Annotated in this window: 16 protein-coding genes; 8 read left to right on the forward strand and 8 right to left on the reverse strand. The window is 36.4% G+C overall.

The features are described 5' to 3' along the window. Positions 1 to 42 precede the first annotated feature (42 nt). Positions 43 to 504, reverse strand: coding sequence for a GNAT family N-acetyltransferase (locus M0R21_00685; GenBank protein ID MCK9616331.1), 462 nt, complete (start codon positions 502 to 504; stop codon positions 43 to 45). After that, on the reverse strand, positions 501 to 1,430 hold the full coding sequence (gene nusB, locus M0R21_00690) for a transcription antitermination factor NusB (protein MCK9616332.1): 930 nt from the start codon (positions 1,428 to 1,430) through the stop codon (positions 501 to 503). The genes M0R21_00685 and nusB overlap by 4 nt, the downstream gene beginning before the upstream one ends. A 254-nt stretch (positions 1,431 to 1,684) precedes the next feature. On the opposite strand from nusB, the gene M0R21_00695 reads away from it, so the two are divergent. From M0R21_00695 to M0R21_00720, 6 genes are all read left to right on the forward strand, one after another. Next, positions 1,685 to 2,020, forward strand: coding sequence for a PUR family DNA/RNA-binding protein (locus M0R21_00695; GenBank protein ID MCK9616333.1), 336 nt, complete (start codon positions 1,685 to 1,687; stop codon positions 2,018 to 2,020). A 198-nt stretch (positions 2,021 to 2,218) separates the two neighbouring features. Beyond that, the gene (locus tag M0R21_00700) at positions 2,219 to 3,034 is read left to right on the forward strand and encodes an AAA family ATPase (GenBank protein ID MCK9616334.1); all 816 of its coding nucleotides are present in this window, start codon (positions 2,219 to 2,221) and stop codon (positions 3,032 to 3,034) included. Beyond that, positions 3,024 to 3,911: a ParB/RepB/Spo0J family partition protein gene (locus M0R21_00705; GenBank protein MCK9616335.1), complete on the forward strand. Its 888-nt coding sequence runs from the start codon at positions 3,024 to 3,026 to the stop codon at positions 3,909 to 3,911. The genes M0R21_00700 and M0R21_00705 overlap by 11 nt, the downstream gene beginning before the upstream one ends. 87 nt (positions 3,912 to 3,998) lie before the next feature. Next, the gene (locus M0R21_00710) at positions 3,999 to 4,541 is read left to right on the forward strand and encodes a DUF5683 domain-containing protein (protein ID MCK9616336.1); all 543 of its coding nucleotides are present in this window, start codon (positions 3,999 to 4,001) and stop codon (positions 4,539 to 4,541) included. Between the two features lie 173 nt (positions 4,542 to 4,714). After that, the gene (gene dapB, locus M0R21_00715) at positions 4,715 to 5,431 is read left to right on the forward strand and encodes a 4-hydroxy-tetrahydrodipicolinate reductase (GenBank protein MCK9616337.1); all 717 of its coding nucleotides are present in this window, start codon (positions 4,715 to 4,717) and stop codon (positions 5,429 to 5,431) included. A gap of 156 nt (positions 5,432 to 5,587) precedes the next feature. Beyond that, positions 5,588 to 6,124: a shikimate kinase gene (locus tag M0R21_00720; protein MCK9616338.1), complete on the forward strand. Its 537-nt coding sequence runs from the start codon at positions 5,588 to 5,590 to the stop codon at positions 6,122 to 6,124. Here the strand turns inward: M0R21_00720 and rlmD are convergent. From rlmD to M0R21_00745, 5 genes are all read right to left on the reverse strand, one after another. Then, positions 6,119 to 7,516, reverse strand: a complete 1,398-nt coding sequence (gene rlmD, locus M0R21_00725) for a 23S rRNA (uracil(1939)-C(5))-methyltransferase RlmD (GenBank protein ID MCK9616339.1) — start codon at positions 7,514 to 7,516, stop codon at positions 6,119 to 6,121. The genes M0R21_00720 and rlmD overlap by 6 nt on opposite strands. Positions 7,517 to 7,625: 109 nt before the next feature. Next, complete coding sequence (locus M0R21_00730; protein MCK9616340.1) at positions 7,626 to 8,342, reverse strand: pirin family protein; 717 nt, start codon at positions 8,340 to 8,342, stop codon at positions 7,626 to 7,628. Positions 8,343 to 8,586: 244 nt separating this feature from the next. After that, positions 8,587 to 9,417: a class I SAM-dependent methyltransferase gene (locus M0R21_00735; protein ID MCK9616341.1), complete on the reverse strand. Its 831-nt coding sequence runs from the start codon at positions 9,415 to 9,417 to the stop codon at positions 8,587 to 8,589. Positions 9,418 to 9,741: 324 nt separating this feature from the next. Beyond that, positions 9,742 to 11,148: a hypothetical protein gene (locus M0R21_00740; GenBank protein ID MCK9616342.1), complete on the reverse strand. Its 1,407-nt coding sequence runs from the start codon at positions 11,146 to 11,148 to the stop codon at positions 9,742 to 9,744. A gap of 186 nt (positions 11,149 to 11,334) precedes the next feature. Beyond that, a complete protein-coding gene (locus tag M0R21_00745) occupies positions 11,335 to 13,293 on the reverse strand; it encodes a hypothetical protein (GenBank protein MCK9616343.1) in 1,959 nt (652 codons plus the stop codon). Positions 13,294 to 14,073: 780 nt separating this feature from the next. Between M0R21_00745 and M0R21_00750 the strand changes: the two genes are divergently transcribed. Beyond that, positions 14,074 to 14,946 (forward strand): RluA family pseudouridine synthase, encoded by an 873-nt coding sequence (locus M0R21_00750; protein MCK9616344.1) that lies wholly within the window; start codon positions 14,074 to 14,076, stop codon positions 14,944 to 14,946. 17 nt (positions 14,947 to 14,963) lie between these two features. Here the strand turns inward: M0R21_00750 and M0R21_00755 are convergent, their stop codons facing one another. Further along, a complete protein-coding gene (locus M0R21_00755) occupies positions 14,964 to 16,193 on the reverse strand; it encodes an L-serine ammonia-lyase (GenBank protein ID MCK9616345.1) in 1,230 nt (409 codons plus the stop codon). A gap of 74 nt (positions 16,194 to 16,267) precedes the next feature. Here M0R21_00755 and M0R21_00760 point away from each other — a divergent pair, with 74 nt between their 5' ends. Continuing rightward, a complete protein-coding gene (locus M0R21_00760) occupies positions 16,268 to 17,188 on the forward strand; it encodes a DUF362 domain-containing protein (GenBank protein ID MCK9616346.1) in 921 nt (306 codons plus the stop codon). Positions 17,189 to 17,190: the final 2 nt, after the last annotated feature.

Consider the following 17,190-nt stretch of genomic DNA (forward strand, 5'->3'; position numbering starts at 1 on the left):
TGGAAGTTTGGATTGCAAAACTACAAAATTTCTGCAAGGAATTTACATTGTACCCATAGAGTTAGTATTATTTAAATTTCTGATTATGTATATATTATAATTACCTAATGGTTTGAATCCCATTTTTTCATACAGTCGAATTGCATATATGTTTTCTGCATGTACTTCTATTTTTACCTGTAAACCCATTTCATTGATGTAGTGAAGAGTTTTTTGTAACAATAATTTTCCCCAGCCCTTGTGCTGGTATTTTTTCTTAATGCCAAAATGATGAAGGTAGCTTCTTCTTCCGTCGGAGGTTATCCATGATGTGCCCATTATTTCTGAAGCGGAACTTTCCATAACAATAAATTTTCCTCCCCGGGCAAGAGTATGCATGATAACGTTTGCGTCATCTGCTCTTTGTTTGCTTCCAAGCCCGATTTCAAACCAAAGCGATTCAATTTGTTCAAAATCACTTTGGTTGAAGTCTCTGAAAATTACATTACTTTCTGAGATTTTCATTCCATCAAACCTCTCCCTATTTTAACAATTTTCTTCTGATTTTTCAAATCTACCACCAATTTATCTAATATTCCGTTAACAAAAATACTGCTTCGCGGAGTACTGTACATTTTAGCAATTTCGATGTATTCGTTCATTGTTACTTTTACCGGAATAGATGGAAAATCAATGAATTCACATAATGCCATTTTAATGAGGATGATATCCATTAAGGCAATACGTTCGAGCTCCCAGTTTTTGAGTGCTTCGGCTATCAAAGAATCAAACCGGTTGCTGTTAACGAAGGTTTTTCGAAATAAATTCTTTACAAATAATTCATCTTCATTTTTTTCGTCTGTTCCGTCACTTTTAAATAATGTTGGTAACAGAGTTGAAGAATCAAAAGCAGTACCTACTGAATCAATAAATTTTATTACAAAAACCGCAGCAGTATCAAAATCGTCAACCCAATAAATGCTGTGTTCTTCGCAAATACTTTGCAAAATTTCGGAAGTAAAAATATGTTTTTTATAAATAGTTTTAAAAAAATGTATATCTTCTTGTAAATTAATGTTGTCTGATGCAATATACTCCTGATAGACTTTACTTTCTTTAATTTGTTGAAATAATTTACGAATGAATTCAATATCATTTGACCAGTTTATGGAGTAATATTCAATTTTTCTTCTAAAATCAATGTTCTGCGATAAAAGTTTTATAAATTGATTATCAATAAATTTAGTATTAGGGCTAAGCTCGTCGGCAGTTGGGAAAAATTTTAATTTAGCGTCTTCAAATCGGTTGGCTGCAAAGTCTACCAATTCTGTGCAAATACTGAGTTGGAAGATGAATAATTCGTAGAGTTTTTCAATGCTTTTTTTTAACTGACGTTCGGCATTGTCTGCCTCTTCATTTTCAGATTGTAAAAAAGAATACAAGGCTTGCATTATTTTAATTCGAAGATATCGTCTGTTTAGCATAAGTATATGTAAATGAGCGGTAAAAATTGTTTTCGCAAAAAAGTAAAACGACTGCAAATTTAAAATAATATTAGGAATATTTTTGGATTTAAAAAAGAAGTATATTGCGGTTCAGTTTTGAATTGTTTTTTTTAAACAAAAAATACTAAAAATAAATTTTTTTAGTTTGTTTATTTGTAGCTTTTATGCCCGACTATTTATTTAGTAATTCATTGTAAACCATGGAAGAACCAGAAAAAATTTTCAAACAAGAAGTTATTTTTTCCAAATTAGTAAAGGCTGGAAAACGGACGTATTTTTTTGATATAAAATTGACTAGAAATAATGACTACTATTTAATAATTACAGAAAGCAAAAAGCTATATAACAGCGAAAGCGGTAAGTTTTACTATCATAAGAACAAAATTCTGCTTTATTTGGATCAACTTGAAAAGTTTATAAGCGGACTGAAAGCAGTTAAGGAAAATGCTACCCAAAATCTGTTACTTACCCCTCATGAAGAATTTGTGCATATTGAAACAAAGAATTCTGATTTAGAAGATGTTATATATAAATGAACGAAAAAAGATTAAGTTCGCTGCGTGGCATTTTTATCACCTTGCACAAAACTTATTAACATTTACCATCCTTTACGCAAAGTTTTTTTAAAACGTGTATTTTTGTGCAATCATTTGAAAAGAAAATGACAGATGGGGGTTACATCATTATTTTATTTTTTAAATAGCATAAATTCATTTATATAGAGTAGTTTTTTTATGGGGAAAGTCATAACTATTGCCAATCAAAAAGGAGGGGTTGGAAAAACCACTACTGCAATCAATTTAAGTGCGAGTTTTGCCGTACTGGAATATCGCACATTATTAATTGATGCAGACCCTCAGGCAAATACAACGTCTGGTGTAGGTTTTGACCCCAAAATTATCAAAACAAGCATTTATGAATGCCTGCTCGATGATATTGACCCCAAAAATGTAATCATTTCCACTTCCACTCCTAACCTGGATTTATTACCTGCCCATATTGACCTTGTTGGTGCTGAAATTGAGATGATTAACATGCCACATAGGGAGAAAATGATGAAAAATGTTATTCAACACATAAAAAATGATTATGATTTTATTGTAATAGATTGCTCGCCATCATTGGGTTTGGTTACTGTAAATGCTTTAGTCGCAGCTGACTCTGTTATAGTACCCGTTCAATGTGAATATTTTGCTTTGGAAGGGCTTGGCAAGTTGCTCAACACTATAAAAATTGTACAATCCCGTTTAAATCCCGAGTTAGATATTGAAGGAATTTTACTAACCATGTATGATACTCGGTTGCGTTTGTCGAACCAGGTAGTGGAAGAAGTTAAAACCCATTTTCAACAAATGGTTTTTGAAACGTTAATCAACAGAAATACAAGATTAGGTGAAGCTCCCAGTTTTGGTGAAACCATTATTATGCACGATGCAAGTAGCGTAGGTGCTGTCAACTATCTAAATCTTGCCCGCGAGATTTTGCAAAAAAATTCTCTTACAAAAATTAATTCATCTGACAAACAAATAGATATTGCCAATGAACCCTAAAAAAAAAGCCCTCGGCAGGGGGTTAAGTGCAATACTGGAAAGTCCTGAAACCGACATAACATCCACCGATATTTCCGGGAATTATGTAGCAGGTGCCATTGCAAATATTCCTGTTTCCGCTATTGAAGCCAATCCTTTCCAACCTCGAACAGATTTTGAAGTTGAAGCTCTTGAAGAATTGGCACAATCTATTCGGGAGCAAGGTATTATTCAGCCCATCACTGTAAGAAAGATGGGTTTTGATACTTATCAATTGATTTCGGGTGAACGAAGGTTGCGGGCATCGCATATTGCCGGTTTGCAAAATATCCCTGCTTATATAAGGGTGGCAAACGATAAACAAATGCTCGAAATGGCACTTGTTGAAAATATACAGCGCGAAAACCTGAATCCTATGGAAATAGCCATTAGTTACAAACGATTGATAGAAGAATGTGAAATTACACAGGAAGAATTGGGCAACCAGGTAGGGAAAAATCGTAGCACAATAACTAACTTCCTGCGTTTGTTGAAATTGCCTCCGGAAATTCAAATTGCCTTACGTGACAATAAAATCAGCATGGGGCATGCAAGAGCCCTCATCAATGTGGATGACGTGGAAAAACAACTCACCATTCTGAAAAATATTCTTGAAAAGGACCTTCCGGTAAGAAAAGTGGAAGAATGGGTTCGTAAATTAAATGATATTGAATCACAAGCTAAAAAGGATAAAAATATTGTCTTACCGGATGAATTAAGCAAAGTGAAAGAAGTGCTGAAATTCCGTTTCCAGGTTAAAGTTAACCTTACTGTAACTGATAAAGGAAAAGGAAAGATTGTAATCCCATTCTCTTCGGCAAAGGAGCTTGACAGGATTATCAGTTTAATGAACAGCTAACTATTTTAAGTATCTTTTTATAAAAATTAATTTATCAAATTTATTTTGGCTATTAAAAAAAGTTGTTTTGTAATAATACTATTATTGTTGTTTGTATTTAGCTGCTCTACTTTTGCTCAAAAGCCAATAACTTCTGATTCAATTGTAAAAGAAAAAGCTGTAAATATAAAGCCTACACATTCGCCTCATAAAGCCACGGTGTTTTCTATGGTATTACCAGGACTGGGGCAGGCATATAACCATAAGTACTGGAAAATACCTGTAATATATGCAGGATTCGGTGTTTTAGGTTATTATCTTTTAACAAATAATGATGAATACAGTAAATTCAAGGAAGCATATCGCTATGTAGCCAGCGGGGATACCAGCCCCATTTCTAACCCGTATGTTGGTAAATATAATCAGGACCAATTGTTAACAGCAAAAGATTATTACAGACGAAGATTGGAACTTACGTATATTCTTTCCGGAGTTTGGTATCTATTGAATGTAGTTGATGCTACAGTGGATGCCCATTTTTTCGACTACGACATCAGTGATGATTTGTCTATGCATATTGAACCTGCAATACAATGCAAACCTTTATCTTTTCAGCCCCAACCGGGTGTTCGTTTAACTTTCAGATTTTAAAATGTTTATTTTGTATTGGTCTCATAAGTGATACGGATTCGAAACCAAATGAAAATATTTTAAACCATATTAATAATTAATAACAAATGAACCAAGCATGTTCGTTAAACACAAACACGGATGAAAATCTCACATGCGAGCTCCATCCGACCTTAATTTAAAATTATTTACGGATGAAAATAGCACTTATTGGTTACGGAAAAATGGGTAGGGAGATTGAAAAAACTGCCATAGAGCGAGGTCATGAAATTTGCGCTCGCATTGATAATTCGGAACAGTGGAGCGTAAAGCAAAGTGCTTTTATCACTGCCGATGTTGCCCTTGAGTTTTCAACCCCGGATGCTGTTGTTGATAATCTGAAAAGATGTTTTGATAATCAGGTTCCGGTTGTTTGTGGCACAACGGGATGGCTAAGCCATTTGGAATACATAACCGGATACTGTAACGAAAAAAACGGAACATTGTTCTATGCTTCAAATTTCAGCATTGGGGTAAATATATTTTTTGAGATTAATAAATTACTGGCAACTTTAATGCGGGAACATCCGGAATATGGTATCGGCATAGAAGAAGTACACCATATTCACAAACTGGATGCGCCCAGTGGTACCGCCATTACGCTTGCCCACGATATTATGAAATGTAATCCCGGAAAAACAAAATGGGTAAACCAGGCTACTAATGATGCTGATACCCTCTCTATCCTCTCTGAAAGAACAGGAACTGTTCCGGGTACCCATGCAGTGCATTATGAATCGTCATCGGATAACATAACCATTACCCATTCGGCGTACAACCGAAGTGGTTTTGTAACCGGAGCTTTGTCGGCTGCAGAATGGGTTAAAGATAAAAAAGGTGTTTTTACAATGAAAGATTTCTTAAACCTTTGAAATGATGAATCTGATAATCTTTCTGCCGTTTTTTATTCTTACATTTGTGCAGTTAAAAAACAAACTTCTGAAGAAACTTTTAATGAGCAGAGACTTTGATACTGAAAAATGCTACTGGATTTCTTCTTATTTTATATGATTTATTTTTAAATAATTGTGAATAATCTAAAAAAAATATTCCTGGTAGGCTACATGGGAAGTGGGAAAACTACCCAGGGAAATAGGATTTCTAACAGATTAAATATTGATTTTTTTGACCTTGACCAGGAAATTGAAAGCCGATATAGGCTCAGTGTTTTCGACTTCTTTCTTAAATATGGTGAAGATGCTTTCCGGAAAATAGAAAGTAACGTATTGCGTTCGCTTTCTGAAAATGAAAATTATGTTATTTCCACCGGAGGCGGAACTCCTTGTTTTAACAATAACATGGAATGGATGAACCGTACCGGCATTACATTTTACATTAAAATGCAGGAGGGTGTATTGATAAACCGCTTAGCAGCCTCGAAAACCAAACGCCCTTTGCTTATGGGCAAAACCGACGAAGAAGTGGCGTTATTTGTAAAAAACCAACTTGCCGAACGCGAGTATTATTACAAACAGGCACATTATGAATTGGATGGAATGAGCTTTGACGCAGATATGGTTCCGGCTATTATCGAAAACCATTATACATCTTACATGTCGTTATGATTTTCTGACAAGAAGACTAACATTCTCCACATGCTGGGTATGCGGGAACATATCCACAGGTTGTACCTTTTCCACACTGTATTTTTCGGCAAGTAATGCGATGTCGCGTGCCTGGGTAGCAGGATTGCAACTTACATATATTATGCGTTTTGGTTCAATTTGCAATAATTGTGCTATCACTTTGGGATGCATGCCCGAACGGGGCGGGTCTGTGATTACGACATCAGGATACCCTTGTTCTGCAACGAAATTATCAGTAAAAAGTGCTGCCAGGTCGTCGGCAAAAAAATGTGCGTTAGAAATTCCGTTAATTCCTGCATTTATTTTGGCATCCTCCACTGCCGAAGGAACATATTCTATTCCTATCACCTTTGCTGCCTTACTGGCAACGAAAATTGCAATGGTTCCAGTTCCGGTGTAAAGGTCGTAAACTGTTTCGTTACCGTGTAAATCAGCAAACTCCCGGGCAACTTTGTACAAAGTTTCTGCCTGGCCGGGATTGGTTTGGTAAAAGGAAATGGGACCTATTTTAAACTGTAAGTCTTCCATTTTTTCCATCAGAAAAGGTTCTCCGCTGTACAACCTGACAGGCAAATCGGAAATAGTATCGTTTTTCTTTTCGTTTACAACATACATAAGCGAAACTATTTCAGGGAAAACGGAAGCTATGTGTGCAAGCAGAGGCTGGTATTTATTGGGTAAATCTTCATTAACTACCAAGATAACCATGAACTGTCCTGCAACATTATTCCGGATAATGATATTCCTTAAAAAACCCGTGTGATTTCGCGCATCAAAAAAATCCAGATTGTTTTGTACCGCATATGCCCTTACCTCTAATCGTATGGCATTGGAAGGATGCGGTTGCAGGTGGCATTCGGTAATGTCGAGCACACGGTCGAAGAGTTGGGGCATATGAAAACCCAAACCCAGGCTGCTTTCTTTTTCGCCAGTAGGAGGGGTGGTAAACCATTTGTGGTTTGAAAACGTATATTCCAGTTTGTTCCGGTAAAAATATTTCTTTTCAGAGCCTAAAATGGGCAAGACAACGGGGAAATCAAACTTCCCGATACGGCGGAAATTGTCCTCCACTTGCTTTTGTTTGTACAATAACTGGTGGGCATAGTCCATGTTTTGCCATTTACAACCTCCGCAAAGCCCGAAGTGTATGCAGCCAGGCTCTGTGCGTGCAGTTGAATAAGAATGAAAAGCAATGGCTTTACCTTCCATATACGATTTCCTTTTACGGGTAATTTGCACGTCAGCTACATCGCCGGGAACCACGTTGGGTACGAATAAAACCATCGTGTTAATTCGCGCAACCGACATCCCTTCGGCTCCGGCATCGGTAAAAAGTACTTTTTCTATTATCGGAAATGTTTTTTTTCGCATGGGATAAATTGCTGGATTTTTTTATGTAGTCGGCAAAGGTAGCAATTTAGTCTGCAGAATGCCGAGAAGCATAAAAAGAGCAATATATTGAATAATTTTACAGGAGTAATTACCATTGCATAGGCACCTCCATCAGCAAAAATTCAGCATTGCTGGAGGCTTTGATGAAGAATGTGTTTGTTTCCCAGATACCCATTCCGTCGCGTGTGTTGAGCACCTGATTATCTATGGTAATTTCACCGCTTATTACAAAGATGTAAACCCCATTTCCTTTTGATTTGAGGGTATAATCGCTGCCAAACTCTTTGCCGAATTTTCCAATATGAAACCAAGCATCCTGGTAAATCCATACACCGGCATCGCCAGGATTGGGAGAAAGGATTTGCTGCAATTTGTTTTGCCTGTCGGAAAGATGCAAGGTAATTTGATCGTAACGGGGGGTAACGCTTTTGCGGTTTGGGAAAATCCAAATCTGCAGCAGTTGTACTCTTTTATCTTTGTTCTTATTGTACTCACTATGAAGGATGCCTGTTCCTGCGCTCATTACCTGTACGTCACCATGTTTTATTACTCCTGTATTCCCCAGGCTATCTTTGTGTTCAAGATCTCCTTCAAGCGGGATGGTAATAATTTCCATGTTGTCGTGAGGATGGGTATCAAAACCCATCCCTCCTTCGATAGTATCGTCGTTCAGTACTCGTAATGCACCGAAATGAATGCGTTCGGGATTGTAATAATTTGCAAAACTAAAAGTATGAAAAGTATCGAGCCATCCATGGGTTGCATGCCCGCGGCTTTTGGCTGAATGGATGATTGTTTTTGCCATGATTAAAAAACTTTATGGCAATGAAACAAGTTAAGCAGGGATTTTGTTTGCTTCAGTTGCAGCTTGGTTCTTTGAGCTAGGTTGCAATTCTGCTCGGAACTTTAGAAAATTTGTAATTTTCTGTTTTCATTTACTTCATTTTTACTTTTTATTCTGCGGAATTGTAAATTCCGCTTTGTTCCGGGCGGTAAAGCATTTGCCGCTCAGCCGGGACTTCGTGCCTATTTATTAGCCCACGTAATTATTATTCTTTTATCGCATTTATCAATACATAGGGAATACTAAGTTTTATCCCATCTAATATCTTTGATTGCTCATTTAATCTTAATTCAATTGTATCAAATATTTGTTCAACTTTATCCGAAGGCAATAATTTAATCCATGAATCCATAAAGGCTAAACGAATGAAATAGTGGTTTAACAGTGCTGTCCCGTTAGCAAATCTATAATTAAATTGGTCGTGTTCCAAATCCTTAATTCCAAATCCATGTTTTTGAATCATTGAAATCATTTTATCAATCGGTGGTCGTTTATACAAAATATGTTGACGCATTAAATCAATCTCTTTATCCATGTGCAAATCCGATAGTACTTGTTCTAATTGTCCATAAAACTCGAACATAGTCTTATCTGTATTCATGGTCTGAACAAATTGTCCACCTTGTTTTATAATCCTTGAACATTCTGATAAGACCTTATCTATATCATTAACATTATTAATCCCATTATTACTTGTAATTAAATCAATTGAATCGTTATCCAATGGGATAAATTCAGCAACACCCTCAATAATCCTAACATTTGTTAAACCGTAATAATTAACCTTTTTATTAACTCTTTCAATTGCATCTTTCCATGGGTCAATTCCATAAACTACAGAACTATCACCAAGTCGCAAAGCAATTTCAGTCAATGGGAAACCTGTCCCAAATCCTAAGTCAACTGCTGAAATGTTTGTTTTATAATTGATATAATCAAGCAATTTAAGTCCAAATGGAGCAGACCAAATTGGTAATTCATCAAATACATCAATTAGTTTTGAGAAATCAAAATCGTTTTTTAAATACTGTTTCATCCGTAAATAATTTTGGATTAAGGTCGGATGGAACTCGCATATGAGATTTCCATCCGTGTTTGTGTTTAACTAACATGCTCGGTTCATATCTGCTGATTTTTTCTCCGCTCAGCGGGATAAGTCCAGCTTTTTTTAATTTTACTTGCTTAATTTTCATAGTGAATCTGTTCTTTTAACCTTGCAGGTAACGCCAGGCGCCATGTAGCGTGCGGGATTTCAATGCTTTACTATTGTCCACCGAGGGAAAACCTAAATACGAGCTAGAACCCTCGAAAACCTCTGAAACCCGCATGATGTATACACTGTGTTAGCCACTGCCAATTTTCAATCTTTATAGAATAACCCTCCCTTTTCAGATGGAGATAAAATCATTCTCCCACTAGGAAGTACAATGAAATCATTAAAACCTTTATCTGGTAAATTATCAATCAAAGTACCTTTTTGTCCATTTACGTCAATGTAGTATATTTTTTTTGCATCATAAAGTGAATTGCAGGGCTTGTCAACATAATAAAAAAGTCTTTCTGGATTTAATACGTTTTTTACATTGATTTCATTATAACATTGAATATCAGTAATTTTAATCCAAGAATTTCCTTTATCTACCGATTTAAAAATTGAGTAAGTCCCTCCCTTTTCAGTTTCTGCGTAAACAGCACCTTCATAAGTTACAAGCTCACATAAATTGTTATAATCTGAAATATAATAACCAACTAATTCCCATGTCTCTCCATTGTTTGAGGATTTTATTAGATGACTCCATTCATCAATCATTAATATGGTGTTTTCAATCTTTACAACACTTAAATATTCGTTTATCTCATAATGGTTGTAACTGACATTAAGCTTTTTCCAACTATCTCCCATATTGTTTGAATAGAAAATACCATTTGCGGCTGAATTACACAAGCATTCTGTATTATTGAAAAATTCAAATCGTCTAATGTAGTACTTTGATGATAATCCAATATTTGAATAATTCCAATTCTTACCATTATCTTTTGAAACAATAATTCCATTATTCCTAGTACCAAAAAATATTCGACCATTTGGACTAATTGCGGCATCATCTATAGAATACTGATTTTCTTTTAGTACTTCATTGTATATCTTTTCAAATGTTTGACCATTATCAGTTGATTTATATACAGGATAAGAATTAAGTAGCCAAATATCTCCATTTGGGTTTATATCAAGTTTACCTCCATCAAAACTAAAGTCGGTTGGATCAGGAAATGGTGATTTAAAAATATCAAATCCGCATGCTCTATTCCAATTCTCTCTTTTTATTGCACTTGCAGTAAAAACTATAGTATCAACTGGTTTTATATAGTTTGTATCAATTAAAAAGACCATTAATTCATTTTCAATTTCACACCCTAAAAGCCATTTATTGCATAAAGTAACCTTTTGATTAAATCCATTTACCTCGAAGACAGTTGAAATATACGTATTTGAATCATTACAGGCCGAATAATATAATTCACCCTTGATATGTTTTTCTTGAAGAACTGCTCCGCCTCCTTTTGTTACATGGTATTCAACTCTATGAATATTGGGATTAGAAATCTCAATAGAAATTGGATTAGCTAAGGTCTCAAGGAAATAACCAGATTGATTATTTCCCTGTATATTTCCATAATTAGGTAATTTGGGGATTCCCACCTTTTCCTTATCACAGGCTATTATCAAAAATGTTGTTGCTATTAATATTCTCAATATTGTTCTCATGTTTGTTTATTTGATTTTATGTTCGCTGATCTTCGTTTTGGTTGTGGCTAACGGTTGCGTGTATGAAACGTTGGGGATTGCGGGCTTCGTTTCTATCCACCGACACAAACGCCGATGCGGGGCAGAACGCTTGATTTAACCACCTTAATCCCAATGTTTTATACACGATGTTAGCAGTTCGCCCTTTCATTTTCTATTTTTAACCGCTTTATAAATTATTAAATCATCTTCTATTTTCAAAAATGTCAAGATTAGCAGTTTTAAGTATGTAAAATAGGCATACTCGTGCTTTTGTATTTCATCCGGTTTTGCTTGAGTTCCGTGTAAATAACTATTCCTTAAATCTAAGCCATTTGTAAATTCACTTTTGTTCAGGAAATAATTAAAATAGTCTTGTTCTGGTTTGGAAAACAAAGTGCTATCAAAGAATATAATTTTCTCAACCTCCATCTGTTGGGCTTCTTGTCGCAATTCAAACGAATAACGATAGAAAGAAGCAACTTCATTGAGATATAAATCTTTAAGTATTATTACTCTTGCTGGATTTGTGATTTGAATAAAATCGTTGCTGTCAATATTTATAAACCCTTTGTCAATTAAATAATTTAATTGAGGTTTTTGATGTGCCTCATAACTGCTATATTTTACTTCCTCGTTTGCAAGTAAATCGAAAAAAGTATGATAATGCTTTTCTTTAAAGGGTTCAACAAAAGCAAGTAAGGTTTGGTCAGAGAAGAACAGATTTATACAACCCACCATTTCTTTATTTTCTTCGTTGAAGTATAAATACTTACTTTTGATTAAGCTAGGAATGTCTTTTATGGCGGTTGGATTAGATGAAATTTGTAAAAGTTCAAAATCTATACTTCCGTCTTCAACAAAAAGTTTGAATTGTTTTAATACTGACTCAAACTCAGGAGCTAGTAATCTTACTTTTTCGAAGTATGATATAGCTGTAGGTATTGAGAAACTTGCATTGTTTGCAAACTCGAACTTTTCTTGGAATGATGAAGTGAAAACTTGATGCAAAACATTTTCCAACAAGATACCTAAGTCGCTAAGTACTTTATTGTAGGCTACTATTTGAAGATGCGAGGTCATCTCCATTAGATTAAATTCTGTTCCTCCTCTGTATTCATTTTGGGAATGGACGCCCATAATTCTTTCAAATACGCCCATTTTATTTTTCTTGCTTACAAGATTAATTCTATGTTGAAGGTCAATGTATTCGAATAAAAATTTAAAATTTTGAAATAGCGAATATGGGTCACAGTTTTGCTTAATGAAATCTAAGCTGTATGTATAGTTTATTATGAAATTCTCATCAATAACACCGTCTTTAACTTTGCTTGTTTTTTCAGGAAAACTAACTGAAACACCATATTTCATTCCATTGTTTTCAGCGAAGAATTTCTCAGTTTCGCTTTTGTGCAAACGTTTCGCTTTTAAGCGTGTTTTATCATACACCTTAAAATCATTCCTGTTTCTTACGTTTTGAATGAGACCAATGTAATTATAGTTCACATCATTGGAATCTAAATAGTTTGAAAGAATCGTTTCCTTATCATCGACGGATAAACTTTTAGGAATAAATTTTTGATTTTTTTGAAAATCATCTTTGACCTCATAAACCGAAAGTAATATTTCAGCAGATTGAGAATATGTCAATAAGAAAAGTCTAATTTCTTTATCGTAATGGTCAACTATGTTTTTGTGAGTTAAAATCTCGTGTATTATGTGTGGCTCATTTGAAAGAATGTCACTAAAAATAGGCTTAGAAATTCGCTTGAATACACTTTGATTATTGACCAATTCCCAAAACGAATGAACGTAATTTTGCAAAGTTTTTTCATATAAATTTACAACGTTACTGTCGTTAATTGTAGCCATAAATTGCCCTATGACTTTTCCAAATTCTGTTGCTTTTTGTTTGAAATTGGTAATGTCATCGTTAGTCCAACTTATCAAATACAATTCGTTGTCAATGTATTTTTTTATGTTGTATAGTTCAAAAATATCGTTAATATCTGTGTAATTTGATTTTTTGTCAGACCTTAAAATATGTTCTCCTTTTTGGAGTTGGTGTCCACCTGCCATATCTTCTTTTGAGTAAAAAACTACTTTATTTAAGTCAGATTTTTTCATTTGTGCGGTGTCTGTTTTTTTTAGGGTGACTGCTAACTCGTTTATATCTATGACAAAATCATACTATTGCTTCTCGTTTTGGACGTATATGTATGATTAGTGTCATTCATTATTTATTTTTTAAAAAGTAAAAATACTAATTTTTTACAAATCATCAAATGGGCTTTTTATTTTTTGCAAACTTTTTTCTGTTATAGGGAATTGTTCAATTATGCATAGATTTTTTTTAATAAACAATGAATTTTAACTGAAATGTCATGCAATGCATTTAAAATGATGAAATGTCCATAAGGGCTATGCCTATACCAACCGAGAATAATATTTTATGGATATTCCCCCGAGAAATCGGGGCAGGCTATTTGACCAATAAATTATAAAATTAATAACAAATGAAAATATCCCTCTCCAGGTTTTGATCTCCCACAGAGATATCATATACCGGATTCAGAAAAAAATAATTTCTATTCAGGACTAAACAAACAGCTAAAAGCTAAAAGCTAAAAGCAAAAAGCCATCCATAACTTTCAAACAAGCATCCTCATTTATCAAATAAGCATCTGTAAAGCTCAGACTGTATCGTCTTAAAAAGACTTGACAGAATTTGGGTTAATACTAAATCTGTTTATCAGGTGAGACATGCTGGACAGGATTTGTTTTTCAAGCAAAGTAAACCTCCTTAAACGAAGACTTTTACCAATCACCCATTTTTTTAGCTCAAATACTTCCCTTGCTACTAAAATCTGAAACCTAAACCCTATCTTTGCAAAGCAATAATTTACAATGGAAAAAGTAAAATACTCCACTATCTTGCTTGAGTATCTCCAAAAGGAGAAAGGGATACAGTCGAAAACCAAAATACGCAGCCTGCTGGGCTACGGTGCCATTAAAGTAAATGGCGTTCCGGCAAACAGGATAGATTCTGTACTTAATGCTGGTGATGAACTCGAGATAGTAAAACCGCCCCAAAAATTTAAGGCTACTCAAAAGCCGCTGTTTCCGGTTTTGTTTGAAGATGAATGGTACATAGCTGTTGATAAACCCGCTGGCTTACTTTCAGCCGGTGAAGTGAGTGCCAAAACCGACACCGCATTGAAGGCAGTTACCGCTTACATAAAAGAATCTTCCCGAGGTAAACAGCGCGCGCACATTGTCCACCGCCTCGATAAGGAAGTTTCGGGCATACTTGTAATTGCAAAAACAGAGGAAGCCATGCAGCGCCTGAAAGATAACTGGCAGGATACCGAAAAGTTGTACTATGCCCTCGTAGAAGGACACCCTGCCTTAGACGAAGGTATCATCCGTAGCTGGCTTAAAGAATACAAGGAAAAAATATTCTCGGTAAAGGAAAGTGCAGATGCCAAATTAGCCATCACCCATTACAGGGTGATTAAAAAATATCCTTTACACACCCTGTTAGAAGTGAAATTAGAAACCGGAAGAAAAAACCAGATACGGGTACATCTTTCCGACCTTAAATGTCCAATTGTGGGTGATTATAAATATGGAGCCGATAAAGAATTCGTCCGCAGGATACGCCTGCATGCTTTTTCGTTCGGTTTTTTCCATCCTTATACCAAAAAGCAGGTAATCATCACATCTCCTATGCCCAAAAAGTTTATTTCGCTTAAACCGGCTGACGAAAAATACAAATAGGGTTTTGTAACTCCGGTTTAGGGATTCGTTTCATTTTTTTTGTAGAAAGAAGCCTTGGAAAGTGCCAGTCCACCTTCAGAAGTTTCTTTGTAGATGCTTGGCAGGTCGTGCCCCGTTTGGTTCATCACGTTTACGATACGGTCGAAGCTTATTCGGTGTTTCCCGTCGGAAAGCATGGCAAAGCTGCAGGCATCCAGTGCCCGTGAGGCGGCAAAAGCATTCCGTTCGATGCAAGGGATTTGAACCAGCCCGGCAACGGGGTCGCAGGTAAGTCCGAGGTGGTGTTCAAGCCCCATTTCGGCAGCATATTCTATCTGGTAGGGTGTCCCGCCGAAAAGTTGTGCGGCAGCCCCTGATGCCATGGCACAGGCTGTTCCTATCTCGCCCTGGCAACCTACCTGAGCACCCGAAATGGAAGCATTTTTCTTTACAAGATTTCCAATTAAACCGGCAGTTGCCAGCGCACGGATTATTTTCTGCTCCGAAAAATCATGAGTTTCCTGCAAAACATACAAAACTGCAGGCAGTACACCGCTCGAGCCGCATGTAGGAGCCGTAACTATTTTCCCTCCTGAAGCATTTTCCTCAGCCACGGCAAGAGCGTAAGAAAAAGCAAGCCCCCGGCGTTTCATCGAGCCCCGGTAACTCTTTGCCTTAATATAATATGCTGAAGCTTTACGTGGTAGGTGAATAATTCCAGGTAAAACGCCTTCGTGTTCTATTCCCCGCACTACTGCCGATTTCATCACTTTCCACACCTGGTAAAGATAATCCCAGAATTCTTCTTTCTCATGTGCTTCAGCGTACTCCCAAAATGAAGCTCCGTTTTTAAAGCACCATTCAAGGATTTCATTCATTTTTTGGTGTTCATAAATAATTTCTTTCCGGGGTTGCAGTGAAGATTTTTCATCAACAATGGCTCCGCCTCCTATGCTGTAGGCAGTCCATTCTGCCAACTGCCGGTTTTCTGAATCGAAAGCCTCAAAAGTCATGGCATTGGGATGAAAAGGAAGAAAAACAGATGGTTCCCAGTCAATTTCGATAGGAAATGGTGAAAAAGTGTTTATGAGGGCTTTATCGGTAAGGTGCCCTTTTCCGGTAGCGGCAAGGCTTCCGAAAAGGGTAACCTTGTAATGGTCGGCATCAGGTTGTTGTGATAAAAATGTCTCGGCGGCTTTTTTGGGTCCCATGGTGTGGCTGCTCGAAGGACCGTAGCCAATGCGGTATATTTCGCTGATAGATTCCATTGTTAGTGTAAATTTTTTAGATAAGTTGCAAAGGTATTGAAAGAAGTTTTATTTTTACTCGCAATTTATTCATTATGAAACGTCGTGATTTTCTGAAAAGCAGCCTCGGAATTGGGGCTATTGCCGGGGCAGGTTTCACTCTGGGAAGCTATGGTGAGATGCTTGCGGCATCAAATATGCTGCCTCCTTTGTACGACCTTGTAGCCGTAAAGGGTGGCGAACCGGATGTGATGTTTGAAAAAGCCATCCGTTCATTAGGGGGGATGACGGCTTTTGTGAAAAAAGGTCAGAAAGTAGTGGTAAAACCTAACATAGGGTGGGATGTAAGCCCCGAACGAGGCGGAGATACAAATCCTAAATTGATTTATTCCATCGTTAAACACTGCCTCGATGCAGGAGCCAAAGAAGTCTTTGTTTTTGATAATACCTGCGACAATTGGGCTAAATGTTATAAGAACAGCGGCATTGAAAAAGCCGTAAAAGATGCCGGCGGAAAGATTGCCCCGGGCAATTCAGAGGCAAACTACCAACAGGTAGATGTAAAAAACGGGAAGAAACTCAAAAAAGCCAAAGTCCACGAATTAATACTCGATTCGGATGTGTTTATCAATGTTCCCATTTTAAAAAACCACATGGCTGCCGATGTTACCATTTCGATGAAAAACCTCATGGGCATTGTATGGGACAGACAGTACTGGCATCGTACCGACCTCCACCAGTGCATAGCCGATTTTGCCACTTTCCGCAAACCCGACCTTAACATAGTGGATGCTTACCGGGTGATGATGAAAAACGGTCCACGTGGAGTATCGGAAAAAGATATTTCGCTGATGAAACAAATGGTAATTTCGAAGGACATCCTTGCTGCCGATGCTGCTTCTGTAAAAATTTTCGGAAAAGAACCCGAAGATATTTCGTACATACAGATTGCCAAAGAAATGAAACTCGGTAGGACCGACCTTAAAAACATGAAAATAAACAGGATTATCCTGTAGTG

It is taken from the genome of Lentimicrobiaceae bacterium, from assembly GCA_023227965.1.
Taxonomy (GTDB): Bacteria; Bacteroidota; Bacteroidia; order Bacteroidales; family JALOCA01; genus JALOCA01.